This is a genomic window from Riemerella columbina (assembly GCF_030517065.1).
Taxonomy (GTDB): domain Bacteria; phylum Bacteroidota; class Bacteroidia; order Flavobacteriales; family Weeksellaceae; genus Riemerella; species Riemerella columbina_A.
This window is the reverse complement of record NZ_CP103950.1, coordinates 23,470-49,335: the sequence shown is the minus strand read 5'-3', so window position 1 is coordinate 49,335 and position 25,866 is coordinate 23,470. Positions and strand designations below refer to the sequence as shown.

At 43.0% G+C, this 25,866-nt stretch carries 23 protein-coding genes and 1 riboswitch; of the genes, 10 read left to right on the top strand and 13 right to left on the bottom strand.

The window, feature by feature from the left end:
* Positions 1 to 76: 76 nt before the first annotated feature.
* Both NYR17_RS00220 and NYR17_RS00215 read right to left on the bottom strand, forming a co-directional pair.
* Entirely contained in the window at positions 77 to 979 is a 903-nt protein-coding gene (locus NYR17_RS00220) for a mechanosensitive ion channel family protein (protein ID WP_302505527.1), read from the bottom strand.
* A gap of 44 nt (positions 980 to 1,023) precedes the next feature.
* Positions 1,024 to 3,144, bottom strand: coding sequence for a carboxy terminal-processing peptidase (locus NYR17_RS00215; RefSeq protein ID WP_302505526.1), 2,121 nt, complete (start codon positions 3,142 to 3,144; stop codon positions 1,024 to 1,026).
* Between the two features lie 115 nt (positions 3,145 to 3,259).
* Between NYR17_RS00215 and surE the strand changes: the two genes are divergently transcribed.
* Positions 3,260 to 4,027, top strand: coding sequence for a 5'/3'-nucleotidase SurE (gene surE, locus NYR17_RS00210; RefSeq protein WP_302505525.1), 768 nt, complete (start codon positions 3,260 to 3,262; stop codon positions 4,025 to 4,027).
* A 74-nt stretch (positions 4,028 to 4,101) separates the two neighbouring features.
* Here surE and trxA read toward each other — a convergent pair whose 3' ends face one another.
* The 7 genes from trxA to NYR17_RS00175 are packed head-to-tail and all read right to left on the bottom strand — an operon-like array spanning position 4,102 to position 8,448.
* Complete coding sequence (gene trxA, locus NYR17_RS00205) at positions 4,102 to 4,401, bottom strand: thioredoxin (RefSeq protein WP_302505524.1); 300 nt, start codon at positions 4,399 to 4,401, stop codon at positions 4,102 to 4,104.
* Positions 4,402 to 4,418: 17 nt separating this feature from the next.
* On the bottom strand, positions 4,419 to 4,730 hold the full coding sequence (locus tag NYR17_RS00200) for a rhodanese-like domain-containing protein (protein WP_302505523.1): 312 nt from the start codon (positions 4,728 to 4,730) through the stop codon (positions 4,419 to 4,421).
* Positions 4,723 to 5,379, bottom strand: a complete 657-nt coding sequence (locus NYR17_RS00195) for a rhodanese-like domain-containing protein (protein ID WP_302505522.1) — start codon at positions 5,377 to 5,379, stop codon at positions 4,723 to 4,725. The genes NYR17_RS00200 and NYR17_RS00195 overlap by 8 nt, the downstream gene beginning before the upstream one ends.
* A gap of 3 nt (positions 5,380 to 5,382) precedes the next feature.
* The gene (locus NYR17_RS00190; protein WP_302505521.1) at positions 5,383 to 6,789 is read right to left on the bottom strand and encodes an MBL fold metallo-hydrolase; all 1,407 of its coding nucleotides are present in this window, start codon (positions 6,787 to 6,789) and stop codon (positions 5,383 to 5,385) included.
* A gap of 22 nt (positions 6,790 to 6,811) precedes the next feature.
* On the bottom strand, positions 6,812 to 7,612 hold the full coding sequence (locus tag NYR17_RS00185; RefSeq protein ID WP_302505520.1) for a sulfite exporter TauE/SafE family protein: 801 nt from the start codon (positions 7,610 to 7,612) through the stop codon (positions 6,812 to 6,814).
* A gap of 3 nt (positions 7,613 to 7,615) precedes the next feature.
* Positions 7,616 to 7,993, bottom strand: coding sequence for a hypothetical protein (locus tag NYR17_RS00180; RefSeq protein WP_302505519.1), 378 nt, complete (start codon positions 7,991 to 7,993; stop codon positions 7,616 to 7,618).
* Between the two features lie 11 nt (positions 7,994 to 8,004).
* On the bottom strand, positions 8,005 to 8,448 hold the full coding sequence (locus NYR17_RS00175) for a hypothetical protein (protein WP_302505518.1): 444 nt from the start codon (positions 8,446 to 8,448) through the stop codon (positions 8,005 to 8,007).
* A 222-nt stretch (positions 8,449 to 8,670) separates the two neighbouring features.
* On the opposite strand from NYR17_RS00175, the gene glmM reads away from it, so the two are divergent.
* Together glmM and NYR17_RS00165 are read left to right on the top strand one after the other, a co-directional pair.
* Positions 8,671 to 10,056, top strand: a complete 1,386-nt coding sequence (gene glmM / locus NYR17_RS00170) for a phosphoglucosamine mutase (protein ID WP_302505517.1) — start codon at positions 8,671 to 8,673, stop codon at positions 10,054 to 10,056.
* Positions 10,057 to 10,105: 49 nt separating this feature from the next.
* A complete protein-coding gene (locus NYR17_RS00165; RefSeq protein ID WP_302505516.1) occupies positions 10,106 to 11,485 on the top strand; it encodes a tetratricopeptide repeat protein in 1,380 nt (459 codons plus the stop codon).
* Here NYR17_RS00165 and NYR17_RS00160 read toward each other — a convergent pair.
* The 3 genes from NYR17_RS00160 to NYR17_RS00150 all read right to left on the bottom strand — a co-directional run bounded on the left by NYR17_RS00160 (position 11,482) and on the right by NYR17_RS00150 (position 15,579).
* Complete coding sequence (locus NYR17_RS00160; RefSeq protein WP_302505515.1) at positions 11,482 to 12,687, bottom strand: 3'-5' exonuclease; 1,206 nt, start codon at positions 12,685 to 12,687, stop codon at positions 11,482 to 11,484. The two genes, NYR17_RS00165 and NYR17_RS00160, sit on opposite strands and share 4 nt — an antisense overlap.
* A 98-nt stretch (positions 12,688 to 12,785) precedes the next feature.
* Positions 12,786 to 14,333: a helicase HerA-like domain-containing protein gene (locus tag NYR17_RS00155; protein WP_302505514.1), complete on the bottom strand. Its 1,548-nt coding sequence runs from the start codon at positions 14,331 to 14,333 to the stop codon at positions 12,786 to 12,788.
* Between the two features lie 16 nt (positions 14,334 to 14,349).
* Positions 14,350 to 15,579 (bottom strand): NAD(P)/FAD-dependent oxidoreductase, encoded by a 1,230-nt coding sequence (locus NYR17_RS00150; protein ID WP_302505513.1) that lies wholly within the window; start codon positions 15,577 to 15,579, stop codon positions 14,350 to 14,352.
* 105 nt (positions 15,580 to 15,684) lie between these two features.
* On the opposite strand from NYR17_RS00150, the gene NYR17_RS00145 reads away from it, so the two are divergent.
* From NYR17_RS00145 to NYR17_RS00125, 5 genes are all read left to right on the top strand, one after another.
* Positions 15,685 to 16,221, top strand: coding sequence for an RNA methyltransferase (locus NYR17_RS00145; protein WP_302505512.1), 537 nt, complete (start codon positions 15,685 to 15,687; stop codon positions 16,219 to 16,221).
* A gap of 18 nt (positions 16,222 to 16,239) precedes the next feature.
* On the top strand, positions 16,240 to 18,036 hold the full coding sequence (locus tag NYR17_RS00140) for a DUF885 domain-containing protein (protein ID WP_302505511.1): 1,797 nt from the start codon (positions 16,240 to 16,242) through the stop codon (positions 18,034 to 18,036).
* A gap of 99 nt (positions 18,037 to 18,135) precedes the next feature.
* A complete protein-coding gene (locus NYR17_RS00135; protein WP_302505510.1) occupies positions 18,136 to 20,337 on the top strand; it encodes a glutamine synthetase III family protein in 2,202 nt (733 codons plus the stop codon).
* 192 nt (positions 20,338 to 20,529) lie between these two features.
* Complete coding sequence (locus NYR17_RS00130; RefSeq protein WP_302505509.1) at positions 20,530 to 21,192, top strand: C40 family peptidase; 663 nt, start codon at positions 20,530 to 20,532, stop codon at positions 21,190 to 21,192.
* 129 nt (positions 21,193 to 21,321) lie between these two features.
* Positions 21,322 to 23,061, top strand: coding sequence for a thiamine pyrophosphate-dependent enzyme (locus NYR17_RS00125; RefSeq protein WP_302505508.1), 1,740 nt, complete (start codon positions 21,322 to 21,324; stop codon positions 23,059 to 23,061).
* 133 nt (positions 23,062 to 23,194) lie between these two features.
* Here NYR17_RS00125 and NYR17_RS00120 read toward each other — a convergent pair whose 3' ends face one another.
* Entirely contained in the window at positions 23,195 to 23,554 is a 360-nt protein-coding gene (locus NYR17_RS00120; RefSeq protein WP_302505507.1) for a DUF1304 domain-containing protein, read from the bottom strand.
* Between the two features lie 383 nt (positions 23,555 to 23,937).
* Positions 23,938 to 24,032: riboswitch (SAM-I-IV-variant riboswitch) on the top strand.
* A 120-nt stretch (positions 24,033 to 24,152) separates the two neighbouring features.
* Here NYR17_RS00120 and NYR17_RS00115 point away from each other — a divergent pair.
* Positions 24,153 to 25,475 carry a Na+/H+ antiporter NhaC family protein gene (locus NYR17_RS00115; RefSeq protein WP_302505506.1) on the top strand — a complete coding sequence of 441 codons (1,323 nt, stop codon included), beginning with the start codon at positions 24,153 to 24,155 and terminating at the stop codon, positions 25,473 to 25,475.
* Between the two features lie 113 nt (positions 25,476 to 25,588).
* The gene (locus tag NYR17_RS00110) at positions 25,589 to 25,864 is read left to right on the top strand and encodes a hypothetical protein (RefSeq protein ID WP_302505505.1); all 276 of its coding nucleotides are present in this window, start codon (positions 25,589 to 25,591) and stop codon (positions 25,862 to 25,864) included.
* Positions 25,865 to 25,866 lie beyond the last annotated feature (2 nt).

Sequence of the window (25,866 nt, the reverse complement as noted above, 5' to 3'; positions counted from 1 at the left end):
ATGGGTTTGAATAGACCTTGGATTTTCTACCAAAACTACGCCAATAGAAAAAAGTGGTAATTGTGACAAAAAACGACTATTTTGCTTCTGTTTTCCCGAATGGAAGGCGCTCGGCGAGGTCTTGCCCTAACTCCAAAGTTCGGATAGGATAAGGAATGTTGATGCCTTTTTCTCTGAATTTTTTGAGAATGCTCCTGCGGATTTCATTTCGGGTTTGTGGCGCACGGAACAGGTGTACCGAGAAGTAAAAAAGTTTGAGCTCTAAGGCGCTATCACCAAAGTTTTCTAATCTGACCAAGGGTTGATAGGTTTCTTCTTTAACCACGAAATCATTTTCCAAAGCGGCTTCAATGAGGAGTTGTGTGGCGAGGTCTATATCGGTATCATAGTGTACGCCCACTTCTATCTCAAAGCGCACCATATCATCAGCGTGGGAAAAATTGATCAGTTTTTCCTTAGTGAGCACAGAGTTGGGGAAAATCATACTTTTATGGTCGCGTGTCATCACGGAGGTGGTTCTCATATGGATTTGCTCCACGCGCCCCACCACGCCGCCAATATCTATCACATCGCCGACCTTTATTGTTCTGTCAATGAGGATGATAACGCCAGAGATGAAGTCTAAAAATAAATTTTGAAGTCCTAAACCAACCCCCACCAAAATGGCACCAGAACCTACCAAAAGCGGTGAAATATTGATGCCCAAAGATTTCATCACCACAAAAAAAGTGATGATAAAGACAATGTATTGGATGATTTGTGAAAAAGCGAATTTCTTACCAAGGTCCAGTCTATCGGTTTTGTAGATGAGTTTTTTAACCATCTTCGCGATGAAAAAGCCTATGAGCGCAATAATGGCAGCGGCGGCAATTTCATAAACGCTAAGACTGTATTTGCCTAATGAAAAGATTTCGTATTCTAAAATTTGTTTAAATGTAAGACTAACATCATCGGTTATTTTGTCTACATTTTCTTTCATTCTGTTGTGTTATTTTGGTTGGGTATAGGGTTAATTTTTGAGAATTATTTAATATCAGAAACAACATTCACACTTTCTTGTAGGTATAGATCGCGTTTAAGGTTTTTGATCCATTGCTTGCTTTTTCTGGCGAAAGTAGTGTCGGTTTTCATCCGTTGTTGCTCATCTTGGTGCAGAATAAACTGCAAGCCATTGTTGTATTTTTCCAAAGGTTTAAAGGCTTCCAATTGTTTTTTTCTTTTCGTCATTAAGGCATCAAATTGGGCTTGGTTTAAGGTGATTGTTTCCTCTTTATCCAATTTTTCTTTCCAGATGGCAGATTCTTGGAGCATTTGGTAGGTTTTGTTTTGAGCCACTCTCTCTTGGCTTTTTTTGTTGAGGGTAGGCAGGTCTAAAGCATCTAAAGCCTTGAACTCCGCCGCACCGATTTTATCCCAAGGTAAGGCATAGTCTTCATAGCGTTCTCCAATTTCGGCATAAGAGAAAAAGTCCTTAAGCACAATATCCGAAGGCACGCCTTTCAGTTGGTTAGAAGAGCCGTCTATGCCGTAAAATTTCTGTATGGTCAGCTTAACCGCGCCAAAATCATCAGAAGTGTTGAGGAAGCGGTTGAGGTCTACCATCACTTGCACGGTTCCCTTGCCAAAAGACTGCGGAGAACCGAAGATTACGGCTCTGCCATAGGCTTTCATCGCGGCGGCTAAAATTTCTGAGGCAGAGGCGGAGAGTTCATTCTGCATAATCAATAGCGGACCATCCCAAACAGGTGTGTTGGTCTTATTTTTATAAACTTCTATTTTGCCATTGCCATCTTTCACTTGTACCACGGGACCGTTTTTCATAAAGAGCCCCATCATATCCACCACCTCGGAGAGGGAGCCGCCGCCGTTGTTTCTGATGTCTAAAATTAAGCGTGTGGCGCCTTCTTTTTTCAACTTCAAGATTTCGGCTTTTACATCATCAGAGGCGTTTTTGCCATTGGGGTCTTTAAAGTCTACATTAAACCCTGGGAGGTAGATGTAGCCAATTTTTTCGCCTTTGTCATTATTGACCATCAGGCTTCGGGCAAAGGTGTCTTCTATCTGCACCTCATCTCGGATGAGGGTGACATCTTTTATGGTACCATCGCGTTTCATTACGGTGAGCACTACGGGCACGCCTTTTTTACCACGGATGTATCTTACAATCTCATCAACCAACATTCCGCTGGCGTTGATGGGTTCTTCCTTTGGAGATGGTTTTACTTTGAGGATTTTATCTCCTGCATTCAGCTGTTTAGACTTCCACGCAGGGGCACCCACAGTCAGCTCGCCCAAATAAATGCTACCTTTTTTCTCTTGGATAATGGCACCAATTCCGATGAATTTACCCTTGAACTGGGCATCAAAATCCTCTTTATTCTTCGGTGAATAATAGTTGGTGTGTGGGTCAAAAACCTCAGTGTAGGCGTTCATATAAACCGTAAACCAGTCCATTCTTTTTCTTTTCTGAAATCTACGGAACATATTGTTCATCAGGTCTTTAATCTCCTTCGTGGCTTTGACTTTTTTCTCTTCAGGAGAGAGGATTTTAAGGTTAATGGTATCAGGTAATTTATTGGCAATCAGAGAGTCTTTCATTTTTTTTCTTCTCTCTTCTCGACTGTTGATGGTTTCTATCTCTTGGAGAATGTTATACTTAATGTATTTTTTCCACTCGGCATAGAGGGCTTTTTGGTCGGCAGGATAGGTTTTGAGTTTAGGTTCTAAAATAAGCTCCTCATTTTCATTTAAATCAATAGGGTGGCTAAAGATATCCTGCGTAATCTTGTCAATATCCTCCACACGCTGGTACAGGCGGTCTACCGTTAATTTATAGAAAGTTAAATCGCCTTGGTTAAGGTAATCATCTAATAGGGTTTTGTGTTTTTCAAACTCCTGAATATCAGATTTTAAGAAATAGCGTTTTACAGGGTCTATTTTTCCTAAATATTCTTTATAAACCTCTTTGGAATAGGCATCGTTAATCGGTTTAGGGCTATAGTGGAGGTAAGACAAAGTGTTCTTAACGCTCACCATAATGGTTTGCATTTTCTCATCATCATTCTTCGGCGAATTAAAACAAAAAATAAGCGTAGTAAACGGGATGAAGAGTAAAAGCTTGGATATTTTTAAATTTTTAAACATAATATAAAGTGGATATTTAAACTCAAAAGTAATGATAATTTTTTAACTGACAAATTTAGGGCTATTTTCTCATTACTACAGATTTTTTAGTTAATTTTGTGAAAAATTATTTTTTATGAAAAAACCACTGATATTGGTCACCAATGATGATGGCATTACCGCACCTGGGATTCGGAATTTAGTTGATTTTATGAACGAAATTGGCGATGTCGTGGTGGTGGCACCTAACTCCCCACAGTCAGGGAAGGGGCACGCCATTACCATCAATTCCACGCTTACTTATGAGGAAATCTCTATGGAAGGACCGCAGAAAGACTATGCGCTAAGCGGCACGCCAGTGGATTGCGTTAAATTCGCGCTGGACAAAATATTAACCCGAAAGCCCGATATAGTGGTGTCTGGCATCAACCACGGTGCCAATTCTTCTATCAATGTGATCTACTCAGGGACGATGTCTGCCGCGGTGGAAGCAGGTGTGGAGGGCTTGCAGGCGATAGGCTTTTCATTATTAGACTTCAGCTGGGATGCCGATTTCTCTCAAGCCAAAACTTACATCCAAGAGATTGTGAAGAAAACCTTAGCCCACCCTTTACCCAAAGGCATTGTGCTGAATGTCAATATCCCAAAACTGAAAAAAGAAGAGATTAAAGGCGTGAAGGTTTGCAAACAAGCCGATGCCAAATGGGAAGAAAATTTTGACGAGCGCACCAATCCTCACGGCAAAAAATACTACTGGCTCACAGGCTATTTTAATAATATGGATACCTCGCCAGAGGCTGATGAAAACGCCCTTGCCGAGGGCTACATCACCATAGTGCCAGTTAAATTTGACCTGACCGCCCACGAGCATATTGAGTCTTTGGGGAACATCCTCAATTGCTAACAGCAAAATCAAATTCAACCAAAAATCCATAGAGCGTTATAGGTCTATGGATTTTTTATGGATAAGGATTAAAATTATAAATGTTGCTGAATGATTTGAGTGAGGGTGTTCACATCGTGGACGCCGCTGCCGCGCCAAAGTACCTCGCCTTTTTGGAATAAAATTAAAGTAGGCACGCTGCGCACTTGGTAAGTGGCGGCTATGTCTGGATAGCGGTCAATATCCACTTTTACAATTCTCGCAGCCTCACCGATGTTGGCTTTCACAGGCTCTAAAACCGAAGATTGCACTTTGCACGGCTGGCACCAAGTGGCAAAAAAATCCACGAGCACAGGCTGTTCGGACTGTATCAATTCATTAAACTTTTGGGACATCGTTTTTCTTTTTTTAGTTAGTTTGAAATTTGTCTTTGTAGCGATTTCCAGCTGCCGCCATTATAGGCGATAAAGCCATTATTCTTGAGCAATGCCGCTGCCGAAGCGCTCCTAACACCGCTGGCACAACAGGTAATCACGGGTTTGTTTTTATCTAAATGATGCCATTGTTGTTTCAAATCTTGGAGCGGTAGGTTCTGCGCATTGGGGATATGCCCATTAGAAAACTCGGCGCCAGTGCGAACATCTACAATCTGAGCGCCCTCCTGCACCATTTTTTTGAAATTGGGTGCCGACTTTCCGAATAAACTTTTGAACCAACTAAGCATCTTTAGAACCGATTTCTTGGGTGATTAAAAATATATTTTCCTCCTCTACGCCCACCACCTCGTGTTCTATATTCACAGGAATATCGTAGGTGTCATAGCTGTTAAGGCGAAGGCGCTCCCCTTGAATGAGGAAGTCCACGCTGCCTTTAATCACAACCAAGGTGGTGGGTACGGGGGTGGTGTGTTTTTTTAACACGGTATTTTTTGCCAAACCTACGGCAAAGTATTTTACGGTTTCATCTTTTTTGATGATCACCACACTGGGTTTTTCTGCACTGAACTGAATTTGGTCTAAGATATTCATTTTTTGTAAAGATTTTATAGACTGCCAAGAGCCTCCGTTATACACTTGATGATATTGTTTTTGCTCCAATAATTTCTTTGCTTCGGCGGCTCTTTTGCCACTTCTGCAAAACACGATAATGGGCTGATGTTTGGGCACACGGTCTAAATGCTGAGCCAATTGGCTCAGCGGGAGGTTGAGCGCTCCTGCGGCGCTGCCTTCGGCGAACTCCTCTGGTGTGCGCACATCAATGAGTACCGTTTGTTTTTGGTTGATGAGGTCGGCAAGTGCCACTTTCTGCGCCCTGCCGAAGCCTATGCCTAAGGCTAAAATACAACTGAAAAGCCAGTATTTCGTCTTCATCATCGGTTAAGATTTAAGTTGCGAAGGACAGACAAAATCCGTTTTGGGGAGGTCTGTATCCTTGATTTTATTGTATCCGCCGTCAATCTCGATGAAATTTCTAATCCCCCGAGAGTTGAGGATGCTGGCGGCAATCATACTGCGGTAGCCCCCAGCACAGTGGAGGTAGAAGGGCTGGTCGCCCAACTTGATCGCCCATTGGTTGAGCTCTCCTAATGGATAATGCAGGGCATCTACAAGATGTTCGGCACTATACTCTCCGAGGTTCCTTACATCTACCACTTGGGCATCTGGCGTATAGCGCTTTGCAAAGTCTTCCGCAGAAATTCGGGTAATGGTGTCTATTTCTTTGCCTGCGTTTTTCCAAGCTTCAAAACCGCCATCTAAAAAGCCTAAAACATGGTCAAAGCCCACGCGCGAAAGTCGGGTGATCACTTCTTCCTCGGTGCCTTTATCACAAACCAAGAGGAGCGGTTGCTGTACATCTACAATCATAGCGCCTACCCAAGGGGCAAAGCTTCCCTTTAAACCAATGTTGATGGCATTCGGGATAAAGCCTTTGTGGAAGTCGGCGGCGTTTCTGGTGTCTAAAATTAAGGCGTGGCTTTCCTCGGCAATGGCTTCAAAGTCTTCCACAGAAAGGGGGCGGTGCCCGTGGCTCATCACTTCATCAAAGCTTTTGTAGCCGCTTTTGTTCATTGCGACATTCATTCCGAAATATTGCGGTGGTGCGGTTAGCCCATCTAAAACGGCATTGATAAAGGCTTCTTTATTGGGCTGGTTGAGGGCGTAATTGATTTCTTTCTGGTGTCCTAAGGTGTCCACGGTTTCCTTCATCATATTCTTGCCACACGCCGAGCCCGCCCCGTGTGCAGGGTATACGGTCACCTCATCTGGCAGAGGGCGTATTTTTTGATAAAGGCTATCGTAGAGGAGTCCCGCTAAAGCCTCTTGTGTGAGGTTGGTGGCTTTCTGTGCTAAGTCGGGGCGCCCCACATCGCCTAAGAATAGGGTGTCGCCGCTAAAAAGAGCGATTTCCTTGCCTTGCTCATCAATCAGGAGGAAACAGCTGCTCTCCATAGTATGCCCTGGGGTGTGGAGGACTTTGATTTTGATATTCCCTAACGGAAAAATAGCGCCATCTTCGGCAATGGTGGCTTCAAAATCTGGGTTGGCTGTAGGGCCGTAGATAATGGGTGCGCCAGTCTTTCGGCTAAGGTCTAAATGCCCAGAAACGAAATCGGCGTGGAAGTGGGTTTCAAAAATATATTTAAGCGTAGCGCCATCTTTCTCCAAGCGGTCTATATAGGGCTGTACCTCGCGAAGAGGGTCTATAATGGCGGCTTCTTTCCCATCGGTAATGTAGTAAGCGCCTTGTGCTAAACAGCCTGTGTATATTTGTTCTATATTCATTGTGAGATCTTTTTTTATGGTTTTATCTTGAGGTTAATAATAATTCTTTAATGATAATGTAAATGCCCATGACGAGTACCAACCACCCAAAGAGCGGTTTTAGTCTCTTGCCGTCTATCCTTTTAGCGAGCATCAGCCCGATTGAAATCCCTAAAATGGATAAAGCGGTAAAGGTAAGGAGGAAAGTCCAGCGGATACTGAGGCTATCCAACGAACTGGCAAAGCCAATCAACGAATTGATGGCGATGATGAATAGGGAAGTTCCCACGGCTTCTTTCATCTTAAGCCCTAAGAGCATCACTAAGGCAGGCACGATGAGGAAGCCCCCGCCAGCGCCGATGAGCCCTGTAACAATGCCGACCAACAATCCCTGCGAAATCAGTAGCGTGGTGCGTGCTGCCGAGGGTTTGGCGCTGGTGGGGGAGATGCTGGCAGCGGCAATCATTTTATAGGCGGCTAAGAGCATCAGCACTGCAAAAACGAGGAGCAGGAACATATCTTTGGTCAGAGTAATGCCCCAGCGGTGGATAATGTAGTGGGGGAGGTGCGGCACCACCAAGCGTCTGGAGAAAATAACCCCCAGTAGCGAGGGTAACCCAAACCATAGCGCTGTGCTTAGGCGGACTTGGCGCGCTTTAAAATACCCCACGGAGCCCACAGCACTGGTACAGCCCACCACAAATAAGGAATAGGCGGTCGCTGTAACGGCATCTAAATGGTAGAGGTACGCCAGCACGGGAACGCTCAGGATACTGCCTCCGCCCCCGATGAGCCCAAGGATGAGCCCTATGATGACTGCACAACCATAGCCTAAGACTTCCATAGTTTATTTTTTAAAAACGCTGGTTTTGCCTTGGACATCGGTAAGGGTGCCGCCTGTGCCATCTTCGGACATCTCCCAAGTCCACTCGCCGTCGGTAAAGAGGGGGTTGCCCTTCTCGGAAGTGCCTTTGGCGTGTAGGGTTTTCTGCGGTTCTTCCGCCTTGGTCAGCTTAACCGCTACGGCATTGCCTTCGGCGAAGTAAACGACTTTAAGCGGCGTGCCCTCGGCATTGGTTAAGATGATTTCAGGCTGTACCAAATCTTCCTCTACCGTGGTGGCGCTTTCTGCTGTGGTGGCTGGTGTAGCCTCTGTTTTCTTGCAATAGACCACGCTCAGTAGGGCTAAGCCTATGGCGAAGGGTTTGATGTTGCGTGTGTTCATAAGGTTAGGATTTAAGAAATGCTGATGATTTGAATTTGATGGCTACCAAAATCAATGGTGTCGCCTATTTTGGCATCTTTTATTTTGGCGAAAATAGGGGCTTCTTCGGAGATGCAGATGACCTCCTTATCTTGGATTTTAAACGGCGATACGGAAATCCCGATGAAAATATAGTTTTTATCCGTTTCTATTAAGGCGCCAGATTCTATGCCCGTGCGGGGTTCATCTATGGCTTTTTCTAAAAAGAGGAGGTTGGCTTCGGCGCTTTTTACCAATTGCTCAAAGCGGAGTTGCATATCCTTAGCCTCGGTCTGGTGGGAGAAGTCCTCTCTGTCGTGCGTGGCTTCTTCATCTAAGTCTGATGCATTGCGGAAGCGCTCCACAGAGTTTTGGAAGTTGCTGATGACTTTCTGTTGTTCTTCAATAATTTTTTTGATGATATTTTCTTTTTTCATAAGAGTTGATTTTAAAACCATACAAAAGTAGCATTTTTTATTTGAAGCCCCAAGATGATTTTTGTTTGATGAGCGGTGCTTGCGCTTTCCCTGTATTTGGGGTTTAAGTTGGAGGGGGTGAATCTTGATTTTATTGAGGCCTTATTTTGTTGAGAAATTATGTGGATTAAGTTGAGATAAAACCTTATCTTTGCATATCAATTGGACATTAAACTAAACAAAATGGCACTGATTAAATCTATCTCAGGAATTCGTGGAACTATTGGTGGTGCGGTTAATGATAACCTAACGCCGCTGGATGTGGTTAAATTTACCTCCGCTTTTGGAACTTGGCTACAGCAGGAGAAAAATAAAAAAGACCTCACTTTGGTAATTGGGCGCGATGCCCGTATTTCTGGCGCTATGGTCTCTTCTCTTGTGGTGGCTACGCTGCAAGGTTTGGGTATTCATGTGATAGATTTAGGGCTTTCTACCACACCAACGGTAGAAGTGATAGTGCCAGAGTTGAAGGCTGATGGCGGGATTATCCTCACAGCATCTCACAACCCGAAACAATGGAATGCCTTGAAGTTGTTGAACGACAAAGGCGAGTTTATCAGCGGCGAAGATGGCGCTCAAGTTTTGGCATTAGCCGAAAGCGAAGATTTCCAATATGCAGAGGTAGACGCATTAGGAACTTATAAAACTCGAAATGATGGTTTTGATATTCATATCCAAAAGATTTTAGACCTACCGATGGTAGATGCAGAAGCCATTAAAGCGAAGAAATTTAAAGTCGTTTTAGATGCCGTTAATTCTACGGGAGGCATTGCGCTGCCGCCACTATTGGAGCAATTGGGCTGCGAGGTGGTCCAACTCTACTGCGAGCCTAATGGTCATTTTCCGCACAATCCAGAGCCATTAAAAGAACATCTGACCGACATTTGCGAGTTGGTGAAAAAAGAACACGCCGATTTAGGCATCGTGGTAGATCCAGATGTGGACAGATTAGCCTTGATAGATGAAAATGGCGAGATGTTTGGTGAGGAATACACGCTGGTTGCCGTGGCAGATTATTTATTAAGACATCAAAAAGGCGTGGCAGTGTCCAACCTTTCTTCCAGCCGAGCACTTAGAGATGTGGCGAGAAACTTGGGTTCAGATTATAAAGCCAGTGCCGTGGGCGAAGTGAATGTTGTCACATTGATGAAAGCCGAAAATGCCGTGATAGGCGGCGAGGGCAATGGCGGTATTATTTATCCAGATTTGCACTATGGCAGAGATTCTTTGGTGGGTGTGGCTTTATTTTTGACCCATTTGGCTAAGGAGAATAAAACCGTATCAGAACTGAGAAAAACATACCCAGCCTATTTTATGGGTAAAAAGAAAATAGAACTCACCCCTGATATTGATGTAGATGCTCTTTTAGAAAAAATGGCAGAGCGCTACAAAAACGAAGAAATATCAACTGTAGATGGCGTAAAAATAGACTTTCCAAACAATTGGGTTCATTTAAGAAAATCCAATACAGAGCCTATTATACGCATCTACACCGAGGCTGCTTCTCAGCAAGAGGCAGATGCCTTGGCAGATCAAATTATAGAAGAAATTAAACAAAGCATTGCTTAAGGTTGGGGCATTTAGCCTTTAGAACACAAGCACAGATGCTACATTTTATATGGAAGAATTTTTTGAAAACGAGCTGGCAAGACAGTTCGAAGAAATGATAGAAAACAATGAAGAACGCTATTTTGATGCTGATGATTTAGAGGAAATAGTCATCCACTATTTAGAATTAGGAGATATTACCTTTGCCGAAATGGCAGTTAATTTTGGATTAAAGTTGCATCCGCAGTCTATCGCTCTCAAAACTAAAAAGTTAGAAGTGCTTTTAGAATTGCAGCAATATTCGCATGCCAAGCAACTCATCCAAGAACTTAAAAATGTGGCGATAGAAACCACTGATTTTTTGGTGTGCTGTGCTAAATATTATTCTATTTTAGGCAATTCCAAACGCGCCATAGACTATTGCGAAGAAGCCCTGGAACTCAAAGAAGAAGAGAATTTTTTGCACAACTTCATCGCAGATGAGTATGTCAATTTAGACGACCCTTTTAACGCATTAAAACATTATCAAACGGCATTAAAATACGACCCACAAGATGATTATGCCTTAGAAAATGTGATGATGTGCTTCGGTAAACTCAACCGAAACGAGGAAGCGCAAGAGTTTATCAATCACTATATCAACGAGTTTCCATTTTCAGAAACGGCGTGGTTTGAGTACGGACAGTTGTATTTCAACAAGAAAAATTATGAAGAAGCCATCCGTGGTTTTGACTATCTTCTGGCAATCAACTCTGATGCTATAGGCGTTTATGCCAATAAAGCTGCCTGTTACGAAGCGCTAAAAGATTGGGACAAAGCTATTGCTGTGTACCAAGAAATGTTAGAAATAGAGTACACCAAAGCCTATACTTATTATAAAATAGGACTCTGCTATAAGGCGGCAGCCCAACCTCTAAAAGCGATGCAAGCCTTCCAGCAAGCGCTAAGAGAAGACCCACAGTTTTATTTAGCGATGATGGAACAATCTTTCCTCTACGAGGATATGGGCAATATGCAAGAGGCACTTTATTTCGCAAAAGAAGCCACTTTGCTTAATGAGAACAATATAGAATATCAGAAAAGATTGGCTTTTCTGTACATTGATTCGGAAAAATTTGAAGAAAGTTTAGAATGCTTGCATCGGTTGGTGGAGGCAGAGCCCAATCGTTTCTATAATTGGTACGCTTATTCCGAAGTGTTGATGCTTGTGGAGCGTTATCAAGAGGCGGTGGAAGCCCTGCACAAAGCCTTAAAGATCCACCATAGAGCCGAACTTTTTTATCAGTTGAGCAATGCTTATTTTAACATTGGTAAAAGTTTAGAAGCCCGAGAATATTTGGCAATCGCTCTCACGATGGATCCAAGTTTGGTGCAAGATATGCAACAGAAATACCCATTTATCCGTGATGAATTTAAAGGCGCTAAAACCAAAAAACGCAAAGAAAACTAAGCGGGAATTTCTTGTTTTTTAAACTCATTTCTTAAAAAAGCCAACTTGAGCTCGTTATAGACCGCAGGCGTGGTATGCTCTACAGAGATTTTAAGTTTAGAAATTTTATCATAGGTACTGATTTGCGAAAACCAATCGTAAAAGCCGTAGCCTGTGATTTTCCCATTTTCCAGCAATATAAAGGACTTTTCGCCACGGGTTCTGCCTTGTCCTGTCAGGAGTAAATTTTGATTTTTAACCGAAATGAGCGCTTTCAACTCACCCTCGTTAAATTGCTTTTGATTGATGTATTCCAAAGCTTTTTTCGCCTGAGAAAGGGTGCGAAATTTGACCAAAGCATTGCGCGTACTCTTGGCAACCGTCCATATTTCATCTTGGAAATAAAGCCCATAATTGAAAGCACTTTTAATACTCAAACCTTGTGTGGAAGCCATAAGATGCGCTAATAAATCCGAAGGTGCCAACTCAAAAGAAACCTGCGTAGTCGCCTTTTGTAGCTTGTGCCAACGCGGAGAATGGGCGTTGAAAACGGTCTTCGCAAACCGATAAATATCCTCCACATAACGGAAGAAAAGCACCTTGCCATCCGCATTTTGAAAATAAATAATTCCCTTGCGAGCGGGCAGATGTTCCGTAATCACTTTGGTATGGTTGAGGTAAGTTTTGGCTTGCCGCTCTTGGTGGTGGGCTTCTATAATTTCGTGGGCTCTATCTTTGGTCAGTAGGAGCTTAAATAAATCCAAAGTTGCTCTGGCATCGCCGGCGGCTCTATGGTGCTCCGCAATAGGAAACCCTAAGGATTTGGAGAGCTTCCCCAGCGAATAACTGGCTTCATCAGGAATTAGTTTTTTTGCCAAAGGGAGGGTGTCTATGGTCTCTATCTCAAAATCATAGCCTAACCGCTTGAAGGATTGCTTGAGCATCCGATAATCAAATTCCACATTGTGTCCCACCAAAGTGGTGTTTTGTGTGATCTCTATCACGCGCTTAGCCACTTCGTGGAATTTAGGCGCTGTTTTTACCATTTTAGGCGTAATACCCGTTAATTTCTGTACAAAAAAAGAAATTTTAGCCTCAGGGTTGATGATGGAGCTAAACTGGTCGGTAATCTGATGCCCGTCAAATTGGTAGATCGCAATTTCTATAATGCACTCCTCCCGAAACGCACCACCATTACTCTCTATATCTATAATGGAATACATCTATTTTCTTGCTTTTTACAAAGGCTGAAGTCTTGGCGCCAAGTAGATTTTCATAAAAAAGCCCTTGCCACCAAGACCCCGCTGCTCAAATTTTTGAATTATCTTCTGCGTCTGGTGGTCGCTTTTAGCCCTAACATTCCTAAGATGGCTTTGGCGCCTTCTCTCATCAGCGTGGTACCGAAAGTTTTTGCCATTGGGCTTTTGAGTACACTATCAAAAACGCTGGGCTCTTCCGCTGTTTTTTTGCGCTCGGCAGGGGCACTTTTTTGCTCGGTTGCAGGCGCATTGGCAGGCGTCATCCGTTGGGTTAAAATTTCGTAGGCACTTTCTTTATCAATGCTGTTTTGGTATTTTCTCACCAATGTTGAATTTTGAGTCAGGCTGTCTATTTCTGAAGCTGTGAGCGTACCCATTCTACTTTCTGGCGAAATTAAATAGGTCTGAACCAATGGTGTAGGGATGCCTTTTTCATCTAATGCCGTTACAAACGCCTCGCCAATACCTAAATTTTGGATGAGTTCTGTGGCTTTATAATAAGGCGTGATAGGGTAATTTTCTATGGCTTTGTCTATTTCTTTTCTGTCTTTGGCGGTAAAGCCTCTCAGGGCGTGCTGGATTTTCAGCCCCAGTTGGCTCAATACATTTTCTGGCACATCTCCAGGGATTTGCGTGATGAAATAAATGCCGACACCTTTGGAACGGATGAGCTTCACCATTGTTTCTATCTGCGCTAAGAGTGTTTTAGAGGCTTCTTTAAAAATCAAGTGGGCTTCATCAATAAAGAGAACTAATTTCGGTTTGCCGCTATCGCCTTCTTCTGGAAAAGTGAGGTAAATCTCCGCAAACAAAGACAGCATAAAAGTAGAGAACAGATTGGGCTTATTTTGAATATCATCTACTCTCATAATATTAACGACGCCCTTGCCATCTCTGGTTTGGAGGAGATCTTGCACCTCAAAGCTCGGTTCTCCAAAAAAGGTGGTGGCGCCCTCTTGCTCTAATGCCACAATGGAACGCAGAATAGCCCCAAGGGAGGCAGGCGCAATGGAACCATAATTTTCCGAAAGTTCCTTTTTGCCCTCGGTATCTGTGGTAACATATTGTAGCACTTTTTTCAGGTCTTCTAAGTCGATGAGGGGTAAATTTTTATCATCACAATATTTGAAAACAATGGACATAATGCTACTCTGCGTATCGTTAAGCCCCAAAATTTTACTTAGCAAAACAGGACCAAACTCGGTCACGGTAGCTCTCAGTTGCACGCCCTTAGCGCCAGAAATGCTCATCAATTCCACTGGAAAGGCTTGCGGCGTGTACGGAAGTTCAGTTTTGGCGTAGCGCTCTTTTATGATGTCGTTCTCTGCCCCTTTTTCAGCGATGCCAGAAAAATCCCCTTTAATGTCCATAACTAATGTAGGAATGCCTGCGTGAGAAAGTTGTTCCACAAAAACTTGCACCGTTTTGGTTTTTCCTGTTCCCGTGGCACCAGCAATCAGCCCGTGGCGGTTAATGGTTTTTAGCGGAAGTTTAACATCTACTTCTTTGATAACTTCACCGTCTAACATTCCTTTTCCGAGGGCAATACTCTCGCCTTTAGATTGGTATCTGCTGTTGAGATCTTCTATAAATTGTGCTTTATTTGCCATAGTTTTAAAGTATTTTTTATGGTTGATGATGTGTTGTTTGGTTCAGGTGTTGGGCAATCAGCCACGCCTCACTCCAGCAAGCTTGGAAGTTAAATCCACCTGTAACGGCGTCTATATCCAGCACTTCTCCCGCAATGTAGAAATTCGGGAGTCGTTTAGATGCCATGGTTTTAAAATCTATTTCTTTAAGGCTCACCCCACCTGCCGTTACAAATTCCTCTTTAAAGGTAGACTTGCCATTGACTTTAAAACGCTTTTTACATAAAGTCTCAGCGATGAGCAATAATTGCGCCTTAGAAAGCTGCGCCCATCGTTCCTCAGGGTTGATGGATACCGTTTCTAATATCCGAACCCAAAAGCGAGAAGTGATTTCAAACGGTTTGATTTGGTATAATTTTTTATGAGCGTGTTCTGTTTTAAAATCTTTTAAATTTTGAAAAGCGTCTTCCACGGTGGTGCCTAAAAAATTGACTTCCAAGTCGAATTGATAATTCAAATCGGCTAAATGGCGGGCTTGCCAAGCGGATAATTTTAAGATGGCAGGACCGCTCAAACCCCAGTGGGTGATCAGTAGTGCGCCGCTTTCCTCGGCTTTAGATAAGGTGATTTTGACCTCAGCATAAGGAAAACTGGTGCCTGAAAGTCCTTCTAAAAGGGCATCTTTAATATTGAAAGTAAACAAAGAAGGCACAGGCGGAATTAGGCGATGCCCCAACCGCTCCAACAACCGAAAAGCCTTAGGCGAACTCCCTGTGGTAAAAATGATGAGGTCTGCCTCTATATCGTTTTGGTTTGTTGTGATGAGGTAACCGCCGTTTTCGCGCGGGGTGATGTCTTTCACTGTGATTTTGGTTAGGACTTCCACTTGATTTTCCACTTTTCGGCACAGTGTATCGATAATGGTCTGCGAGCTGTTAGACTCTGGAAACACGCGCTGGTCGGCTTCTATTTTTAAAGGAACACCTTCGGCATGAAACCACGCCATAGTATCGGCAGGCTGAAATTTACTGAAAACGCTCAACAATTCTTTATGCCCACGAGGGTAAAACCGTACCAACTCGCGTGGGTCAAAACAAGCGTGGGTAAGGTTACAGCGCCCACCACCAGAGATTTTGACTTTCTGGAGCACCTCGGCATTTTGTTCCAAAATCTGGATATGGTACCGAGAATGGTCTAAATTAGCCGCACAGAAAAAACCTGCCGCTCCACCACCAATAATCACAACACGAGGTAAACGCTCAATCATAAAGGCAAAGATAAGGTTTTTTGAGAAGAAGAAATAATGTAAATCAATTAAAACCTTATCTTTGTACCCTATCGCAGATTAAAAATTTCTGACTTTAATACTAAAATGACGAAAAAACTGAAATTAGAAGAGCTGAACAGGGTGGATATAGAAACCTTTAAAGCGCAGGAAAAGATGCCATTGGTAGTGGTTTTAGACCAAATTAGAAGTATGCATAATGTAGGCGCTATATTCCGTACCGCAGATGCCTTTACGGTTGAAAAATTGGTGCTTTGCGGGATTACGCCTCATCCGCCTCATCGGGAGATTCATAAAGCCGCTTTGGGCGCTACAGAAAGCGTGGATTGGCATTATGAAAAAGACATAAACACGGCTTTATCTCATTTAAAAACAGTAGGTTATCAAATTATAGGCATAGAGCAAACCACAGATAGCGTGATGTTGGATGACTTTAAAATAGAACCTTCAGTAAAATATGCACTGGTTCTTGGCAACGAGGTAGAAGGGCTTAGCGAGTCCGCTTTGGCACAATATGATGCCTTTATTGAAATCCCTCAATATGGTACCAAACATTCTTTAAATGTGAGTGTTTGCGGCGGTATTGTGATGTGGAATTTCTTTTCTCAAATGTTTAAAAAATAAAATTCAATATTATCAATAATGAAATCAATTTTAAATTATATAAGTTTCATCGCTCTATTTTGTTTAGGAGCTTGCAAAAAAAGTGATACGCCTATAGCTGTTGTTCCAGAGCACACGAGCCTTGACAGCCTTGCAGCAACTTATTACGATGGCTACCTTAAATACCATCCGCTGGAGGCTACAGCGCAGGGCGATAGACGCTTTAATGATATCTTACCGCAAAATTTAGATAAAGCCCAAATATCGGAGGAAACAGCGTTTTATCATCAGATGATTAAGAGGTTGGAAGGCATCAATTACAACCAACTAACCGATGCCCAAAAGGTGGTGTATAATGTATTGGATTATCAGCTAAAAGACCAAATAGAAAGCTATAGCTATCACCCAGAATATTTTCCATTTACCCAGTTTTCTGGCTTGCCATTGGAGTTTCCGTTGTTGGGTAGTGGGCAGGGGAGCCAACCTTTTGAAACGAAGGAAGATTATGAAAATTGGCTCAAAAGAATGGAGGCTTTTCCCAATTGGATGGATATGGCGATCACCAATTTTAGATTAGGAATTAAAGACCATATGGCGCTGCCGAAAAGTTTAGTTTTAAAGATGATACCGCAGATGAATGCCGAGGAGTTGACTTCTACCAAAGAGTCTAAAAATATCTTTTTTAACCCTATTCATCACTTTCCAAAGGCGCTATCTTCGGTGGAACGGCAAGATTTTACAAAACGATATAGAGCGGTGATCCTCGATCAAATTATACCCGCTTATCAAAAAATGGCAAAATTTTTAGAAGAAGAATATTTGCCTAATGCTCGGGATACTGATGGCTACAACGCCCTGCCTAAGGGAAAAGAAATCTATCAATACCAAGTGAAGCATTGGACGACCACGAATGAAACGCCTGAAGAAATTCATCAAAAAGGCTTAGAAGAAGTGGCGCGCCTGAGAGCCGAAATGGAGAAAGTAAAAAACCAACTCAATTTTCAAGGGAGTTTAGAGGAATTTTTATCCTTTGTGAAAAAAGACCCTAAAGCCAAGCCTTACCATACCTCTCAAGAAATATTGAACGCCTTCAATGCAGTGCTTGCTAAAATAGAGCCTAAGCTAAAAACGATGTTTAATGTAGTCCCAAAAACAGGCTTTGAAATTAGGCAAACCGAAAAATTTAGAGAAGCTTCAGCCAGTGCAGAATATCTGCCTGGAACGCCCGATGGCAAGCGCAATGGTATTTTTTATATTCCCATTCCTGACCCTAAAGAATTTAATGTAACTTCTGGAATGGAGTCCCTATTTCTCCACGAGGCTATACCTGGGCACCACTATCAAATCGCGTTACAGCAAGAGAATACGGCGCTGCCTAAATTTTTGCGTTTCGGTTGGATTGGTGCTTATGGCGAGGGTTGGGCGCTCTATTGTGAATCCTTGGGCCCGGAATTGGGGCTTTATACAGATCCTTATCAAAAAATGGGCGCTCTAAGCGATGAAATGATGCGTGCTGTGCGCTTAGTGGTAGACACGGGGATCCATACTGGAAAAATGAACCGTGAGCAAGCCATTCAGTATTTTCTGAGCAATGTCGCCTATGATGAAGCCGCAGCAACGGCAGAAATAGAGCGCTATATGGCTTATCCTGGGCAAGCACTTAGTTATAAAACTGGTGCAATGAAAATACAATCATTGAGGCAAAAATATGCCACAGAATTGGGTAATCAATTCAATTTGGCTCAATTTCACGATGAGTTATTGAACCAAGGTTGCCTCCCACTGCAGGTTTTAGAGCAAAAAATGGACAATTGGGCAAAGCGAGTTCGGAAGTAGATTTTATATAAATTAAACCATCACCCCTAATTATTTTAGGGGTAATGGTTTTTATTTAAGTATTTTTTGTAATTTAGCCCCATAAAAAATACACTCATTATGTCATCACTAAGATTTAAAGCGTTAGCTAAGTTGCCTTTTATGGATTTCAGAAAAGACAACGCCGTGAATGTCCCTAAAAAACTCTCCGAGTTATTTTGCGAAAATGTATTCTCAGAGCAAACCATGAGGGCGTACCTCACCAAAGAGGCGTTTAGCTCCATTATGGATGCCGTGAAAAAAGGTGCCAAAATTCAGCGAGATATTGCAGACCAAGTGGCAGTAGCGATGAAGGACTGGGCGCTCTCTAAGGGGGCTACGCATTATACCCACTGGTTCCAGCCACTTACGGGATCTACGGCAGAAAAACACGACTCTTTTTTCACGCCCATAGAGAGCGACAGGGCTATAGAACGCTTTGATGGCGGAATGCTCATTCAGCAAGAACCCGATGCCTCTTCCTTCCCGAATGGTGGCATTAGAAATACCTTTGAAGCCCGTGGTTATACCGCTTGGGATCCTACATCGCCAGCGTTTATCGTGGGTACAACACTCTGTATTCCATCGATTTTTATTTCTTATACAGGCGAAACCTTGGATTATAAAACACCTCTTCTCAAAGCCCTCCACGCGGTAGATGAGGCAGCGACCAGCATTTGCAAAGCTTATTTTGACAAAAATGTAACCAAGGTAACCGCTACTTTGGGTTGGGAGCAAGAGTATTTTTTGGTGGATAGCGCGCTGTATCAGTCCAGACCAGATTTAATTTTTACGGGTCGTACGCTTTTGGGGCATTCTCCAGCGAAGGGACAACAGTTGGATGACCATTATTTTGGCTCCATTCCTACACGGGTGATGAATTTTATGAAGGAATTGGAAATTGAGTGTATGAAACTCGGCATTCCCGTTACCACAAGGCATAACGAGGTAGCGCCTAACCAGTTTGAGCTCGCACCGATGTTTGAAGAAACCAATGTGGCAGTAGACCATAACTCCCTATTGATGGATATTATGGCGAGGGTGGCACACAAACATCATTTTCATATTTTGTTCCACGAAAAGCCGTTTGCAGGCGTTAATGGCAGCGGCAAGCATAACAACTGGTCGTTGGCGACAGACACGGGCGAAAATCTCCTAAGTCCAGGCAAAAATCCGAAGAAAAACTTACAATTCTTAACTTTTTTTATCAATACCTTAAAAGCCGTTCACGATTATGCCGATTTGCTCAGAGCCAGCATCGCTTCTGCGAGTAACGACCACCGTTTGGGCGCCAACGAAGCTCCACCAGCCATTATTTCGGCGTTTATTGGTTCACAACTTTCTGCCGTTTTAGAAGAGTTGGAAAAGGTAACCGATGGTAAATTATCCCCAGAGGAAAAAACTGATTTAAAACTAAATGTAGTCGGCAAAATCCCTGAAATTCTTTTAGATAACACGGATAGAAACCGAACTTCGCCATTCGCCTTTACAGGGAACAAATTCGAACTGAGAGCCGTAGGTTCTTCTGCCAATTGTGGCGAACCGATGACCGCGCTTAATGCGATGGTTGCTAAACAGTTAAGATTGTTTAAAGCCGAAGTAGATGCAGTGATAGACCGCAAAAATCTCAAAAAAGATGAGGCGATATTCAATGTCCTTAGAGAATATGTTCGGGATTGTAAAAGGATTATTTTTGAGGGCGATGGCTACTCCGAAGATTGGGCAAAAGAAGCCAAAAAACGAGGACTCAACAATCTTAAAACTACACCAGAAGCCCTTAAGAATGAGTTAGATAAAAAGTTTGTAGATTTATTTCAAGACCTAGAAATTTACAACCACCGAGAGTTTGAGGCAAGGAACGAAATCAAATTAGAAAAATATTCCGCTAATATTGATATAGAAGCCAAAGTACTGTCGGATATTGCAAGAAATCACATTATCCCAGCGGCGTTAAAATACCAAAACCGTCTGATAGACAATGTTAAAGGTTTAAAGGAAATCTTTGGTGCTCAGGAGTTTAAGAGTTTGGGTAAAGAACAAATGGAGCTCATTAAGGATATTTCTGAAAATGTATCTAAAATTAAAGTTGGTGTAGATGAGTTGTTAAAAGCCAAAGCCAAGGCGCAAGCCATCAGCAATCATCAGAAGCAAGCCGAGGCGTATTGCCAAGAGGTAAAACCTAAGTTTGATGCCATTAGAGAAGCCTCCGATGCTTTAGAAATGATGGTAGATGATGAGCTTTGGCCACTCACCAAATACAGGGAATTACTCTTCACGAGATAGGAAGATGTTAAAAAATATTAAAAAAAAAGAACTGCTGCAGAGCCTAAATAGGGCATTTGTGGCAGTTTTTTCTTTAAGAAATCGGTTGAAAAATGTTAAAAAGTGTTAAAAAAATAATTTTCAAGGGAGAATAAAGCCTTGACTTAATATGCAATATGTATTTTTGCTTCGTTGTTATTCCAAAATAAAAAAATGAGAAATCAATTTTTAACCTATATCGTTGCGGCTATTTCTATATTATCTTTACAATCTTGTGTGAGCAATTATGTGGTTAGCGCTACACCATCTCAGCAAGACTTTTATAACAAAACCAATGCCAATGTACCCAAAATCAGCAAGGCAAGTTTAGTATCAGCGAAAAAATCACTCTATGCTGATGATAATTTTGAAGCAGCAAAAGCCACACTAACGGAACTCAACAAATTAGAAGCCAGAGCTGAAATAGAAAAAGCCATACAACACGAGAAAACTATAGACGATATTCTCAACCAAGCCAGCACTTATATTGGAACCCCTTACCGCTTCGGAGGAACGAGTAGAAGAGGGATTGATTGCTCAGCATTCGTACTTTCAGTATTTAATGAAGCAACAGGAATTAGTTTGCCAAGAGTAGCGGCAGCACAAGCTCAAGAAGGCGAAAGAGTGGCTAAATCAGAACTCAAAAGAGGCGATTTGGTATTCTTCTCACACGGCAGACGCATTTCTCATGTAGGGATTGTACAAGAAGTGACAGAAGATGGCGAGGTAAAATTCATCCACGCAGCGACATCAAGAGGCGTTATGATTTCTTCGTTGAATGATGGTTACTGGGGACCACGCTACAGATTTGCTAAAAGAATTATCCAAGAAAACTAATTCAAGGATAGATTAAAAAATATACAACTCATACCAAATAAAAAGGTGTGAGTTTTTTTATTTTCAAAAATGATAAAAGCCTCCATCTCAAAAATCTTTACTAACTTTGAACTTTAAAACCCTTATAAAATGTCCAAAACAGTAGCTGATCAATTAGTAGAAATGCTGGTTAATGCAGGCGTGAAGCGCGTCTATGGCATTACTGGCGATAGCCTCAATCCTGTGAATGATGCCATCCGCAGAGATGGGCGAATAGAATGGATCCATGTCCGCCACGAAGAAGCGGGAGCTTATGCCGCCTCTATGGATGCGGAACTCAACGGCATTGGCTGTTGTATGGGCAGTTCTGGGCCAGGGCATGTGCATCTGATCAACGGTCTTTATGATGCCAACAGATCCGGAAACCCCGTAATTGCGATTGCCAGCACCTGCCCTTCCAACAAATTTGGGCAAGATTATTTCCAAGAGACCAATCCGTTTTATCTCTTCCAAGATTGCAGTAAATATGTGTATGTTGCCAATACGCCCACCCAGTTTCCGCATATGTTGCAGCACGCCATACAGGTGGCTACGGAGCAAAAAGGCGTGGCGGTGGTCGGTTTACCAGGCGATGTAGCGGCGGCACCAGCGGTGGACATCATCACCTCGCAGCGAAATTACAATACCCAAAGCATCTTTCGCCCTTCTGATGCGGAGTTGCAGGCTTTGGCAGACCTTCTCAACGAAAACAAAAAAATCGCACTCTATTGCGGACACGGCTGTCGGCACGCAGTGGTAGAAGTCAAGGCATTGGCAGCGAAACTCAATGCACCGATGGCGTTTTCATTCCGAGGGAAAATATTTTTTGATACCGATGATAATGCCTTTGCTACGGGGCTCAATGGGCTTTTGGGGCATCGTTCGGGCTATCTCACTTGCAACGAAGCCGATGTTTTGCTGATGCTCGGCACCGATTTCCCTTATGCCGAATTTTTACCGCAGAAAACGAAAATCGTGCAAATAGACCACCAACCCGCTCGCATAGGGCGAAGAGCCAAAGTCAGTATGGGCTTGGCAGGCGATATTAAGGACACCCTTACCGCATTGTTACCGCTATTGAAGGGCAATATTGACACCGATTTCCTTACCGAAATGCAAAAAGAACACCGCAAAAGTGAGGAAGCATTGGATAAATTCGTCAATACTGATGGCAAAATCGATGAAATTCACCCTGAATATGTGGCACATATGATCAACCAACTGGCGGATGATGATGCCATTTTTACCGTAGATACAGGGATGACCTCCGTGTGGGCGGCGCGTTTTATCAAGGGCAAACGCCAGCGTTACCTCACGGGCTCCTTCAACCACGGCTCTATGGCGAATGCAATGCCGATGGCGATTGGGGCGGCGGCTTCCCAAAAAGACAGACAAGTGATTGCGATGTGTGGAGATGGTGGAATTTCTATGCTTTTGGGTGATTTGGCGACCATTATGCAGTATCAATTTCCGATTAAAATCATCGTGTTTAACAACCGCAGTTTGGGAATGGTAAAGCTGGAAATGCAGGTGAACGGCTATGTGGATTGGCAAACCAATATGGTCAATCCCGAATTTGACAAAATCGGTACGCTGATGGGGATGAAGAGTATGGCGGTGCACAAAGCCGAAGAGGTGGAGAGTGCCTTAAAGGAAATTTTCGCACACGAGGGACCTGCCTTGCTCAATGTTTACACCAATCCGAATTCCTTAGCGATGCCGCCGCACATCACGCTCCAACAGATGAAAGGCTTCACCACTTCTATGTTTAAAAAATTAGCCGAAGGTAAATTTGGCGATGTAGAAAGTGCCATCAGTGCCAATATTGGGCATTTGGGCGAGCTTTTGTAGAGTCGGATTTTCAAAAAAGCACCAACTTTTTGATGATTTTATCATAAATAAAAGGGCATTTCAGCGTATGTTGGAATGCCTTTTTTAGGTCAAAAAAGAGAAAGATAACACGATGAAAGATGAAATCCGTCCATTAAATCATCAAACTTATAATAGCGATGAGGACGGGTAAGGCTTGTAAGAAGAAAATTTTTCTCGTGCCACTAATAGCCCCATAAATGCCAGCCACAGCAACGCAGACCAAGAAAAAAAGAGCGATATTTTTCGCCCAAATGGCATCGGTGATAAAAAAAGTCCAGAGTAATCCTGCTGCCAAAAAACCATTATAAAGCCCTTGGTTCGCTGCCAAACCTTTGGTGGGTGTAAATAAATTTTCAGGCAAAAACTTAAAAACCCTTTTGCCAATGCGTTCCCACGCCAGCATTTCAAAATACATAATATAAAGGTGCTCTGCCGCAATAATTCCGATTAAAAATTTAGTAAATAGGCTCATTCTCAGGTAGATATTGATTATAAATATAGCGTTGAATTTTTGTTTTCATCAAGCGGAACTCCATAAAAAAGTCCACTTCTACACAAAAATTTCATTCGGCTAAATTATAAAAAATAAAGGGAAATCATTGTTGGAAAGCGAAAGATTTAAAAATTGCCTTCGCCCAGTACACAGGCTTGTTGCCCAATTTTAAATGATGAATATTAAATCTGACAAGAGCTTGCGACTGAACGAAGCTAAATACCTTTCGGCAACCCCCCGTCACTGTGTGCCACCCCTCTTTTTTAAAGAGGGGAATTATCTGCAAGTTTATTATCTCACAAATTTTTCAAACTTTCAATCCAAAATTTGGAATCATACAAACAAAATTCCCTATATTTGCGGTCTATTATCAAGAACCTCGGAGGGAGGTAGCAACCTGCAACAACAAGCAAGGTGCTAAAAATGATAAGCCAGTTCTGGAAAAAATGTTGATACTTACCCCAATATGTACCGTTTTTTCTATCAAACAAGGCTTGCCTAAGAGGTCTTTGATCGCGTTATGGCGAGGAAAAACTTCGCTACAACTCAGTTGAATTTAATACATAACAAATTGAAAATGAAAACGGTATCTTTTACAAGCATTTTGCCCTTGTTGATTTTTGTGCTGGTCTTTTTAGGCTGCGGCATTTATTTTGGTGATTTTTACGCCTTGCCTTCCCCTGTGGCGGTTTTGGTGGGAATTATCGCCGCTTTTATCCTGTTTAAAGGCAGTTTCAACGACAAAGTGGAACAATTTCTCTCGGGCTGCGGCGACCATAAAATCCTGAGTATGTGCATTATTTACCTACTGGCAGGAGCGTTTGCTACGGTTTCAAAATCGGTGGGAAGCGTGGAGGTCATCGTTAATTACGGTTTGCAATGGGTGCCGCTGGCGTATATTCCTGTGGGGATTTTCGTGATTGCCGCGTTTATTTCCATAGCTTCGGGGACTTCTGTGGGCACGATTGTGGCGCTCGGTTCTGTGGCGATGGGCTTTGCCGAAGGTGGCGTAGATGCCAATTATATTGGGGCAGCGCTTTTGGGCGGTGCGATGCTCGGCGACAACCTCTCGATGATTTCCGATACCACCATCGCCGCAACGCAATCTTTGGGCTGTTCTATGAAGGATAAATTCAAAACCAATATCGCCATTGCCTTGCCAGCAGCGGTGTTGTCCATCGTGCTTTACATTGTTTTCACCCAAGAAGCGGTGCTCTCCACCGTGCCCAATCTTCCTCAAAACGATGGCGGAAATTGGCTCTTGGCATTGCCGTATTTGCTCGTGATTGTCCTTTCGTTATTGGGCGTTAATGTCTTTTTGGTATTGCTGATCGGTGTGGCGTTTAGCGGAGGTTTAGGCTTGATTTTGAGCGGTTTAGATGTGATGGGGCTCAGCAAAAAAATCTACGAAGGCTTTACGAGTATGCAAGAAATTTTCCTCCTCTCGCTCCTCACAGGCGGACTGGCAGCGATGGTGGAAAAAGCGGGTGGCATTACCTATATTTTGAGTGCCATCAAACAGCGGATTTCAGGCTATCGCACGGCATTGTTGGGCGTGGGGAGCTTGGTGGCAGTGGTGGATATGGCGACGGCAAACAACACGATTTCCATCATTATTTCGGGCAAAGTGGCAAAAACCATCAGCGAAACTTTTCGTATCCAACCCAAAAATATGGCATCGGTATTAGATATTTTTTCGTGCGTGGTGCAGGGCGTGTTGCCATATGGCGCGCAGGTACTCATCTTGATTGCCCTCAGCGAAGAGAAAATCCAATATTTAACTTTGCTCAGCTATTCATTTTATCCGTTGTTGTTGCTCATCAGTGCCTTGCTGTGGATCGCCTTTGGGAAACGCCATACGGAGGAAGTAGATTCAAAATTAACTTCCCCCAGTTCGTAGGTTTGACACGAGCTTGCCTACCTACCCCTGCTTCCTCCGAAGGGGGAGCGGAGAGCCTCCGCAGGCGATTATCAAAGCGTAGCCAATTCTTCAATCTTTAAATTATTAAATTTTTGAATATTTTATTTTGGGCGTGCTGCACTGCCTTTTTTTCAAGGGAAAAAGGCAGTGCGTCGGTCTACGGGCAGTCGCTTTTTTTGATTTTTCTCAAAAAAAATCAAAAAAGAGCTCCAACAATGCCCTCCGCCCTCACGCAAACGGAGAGGCAGGTGGCACCTGCAAGCAATTATTCATTTTTACAAAAAAAATCGCTTTTGGGTACTACCCGTTCAACCCTCCGAAAGGAGAAAATTGTGCGTGAAGTTGTGAATAATTCCCCTCTTTTTTAAAG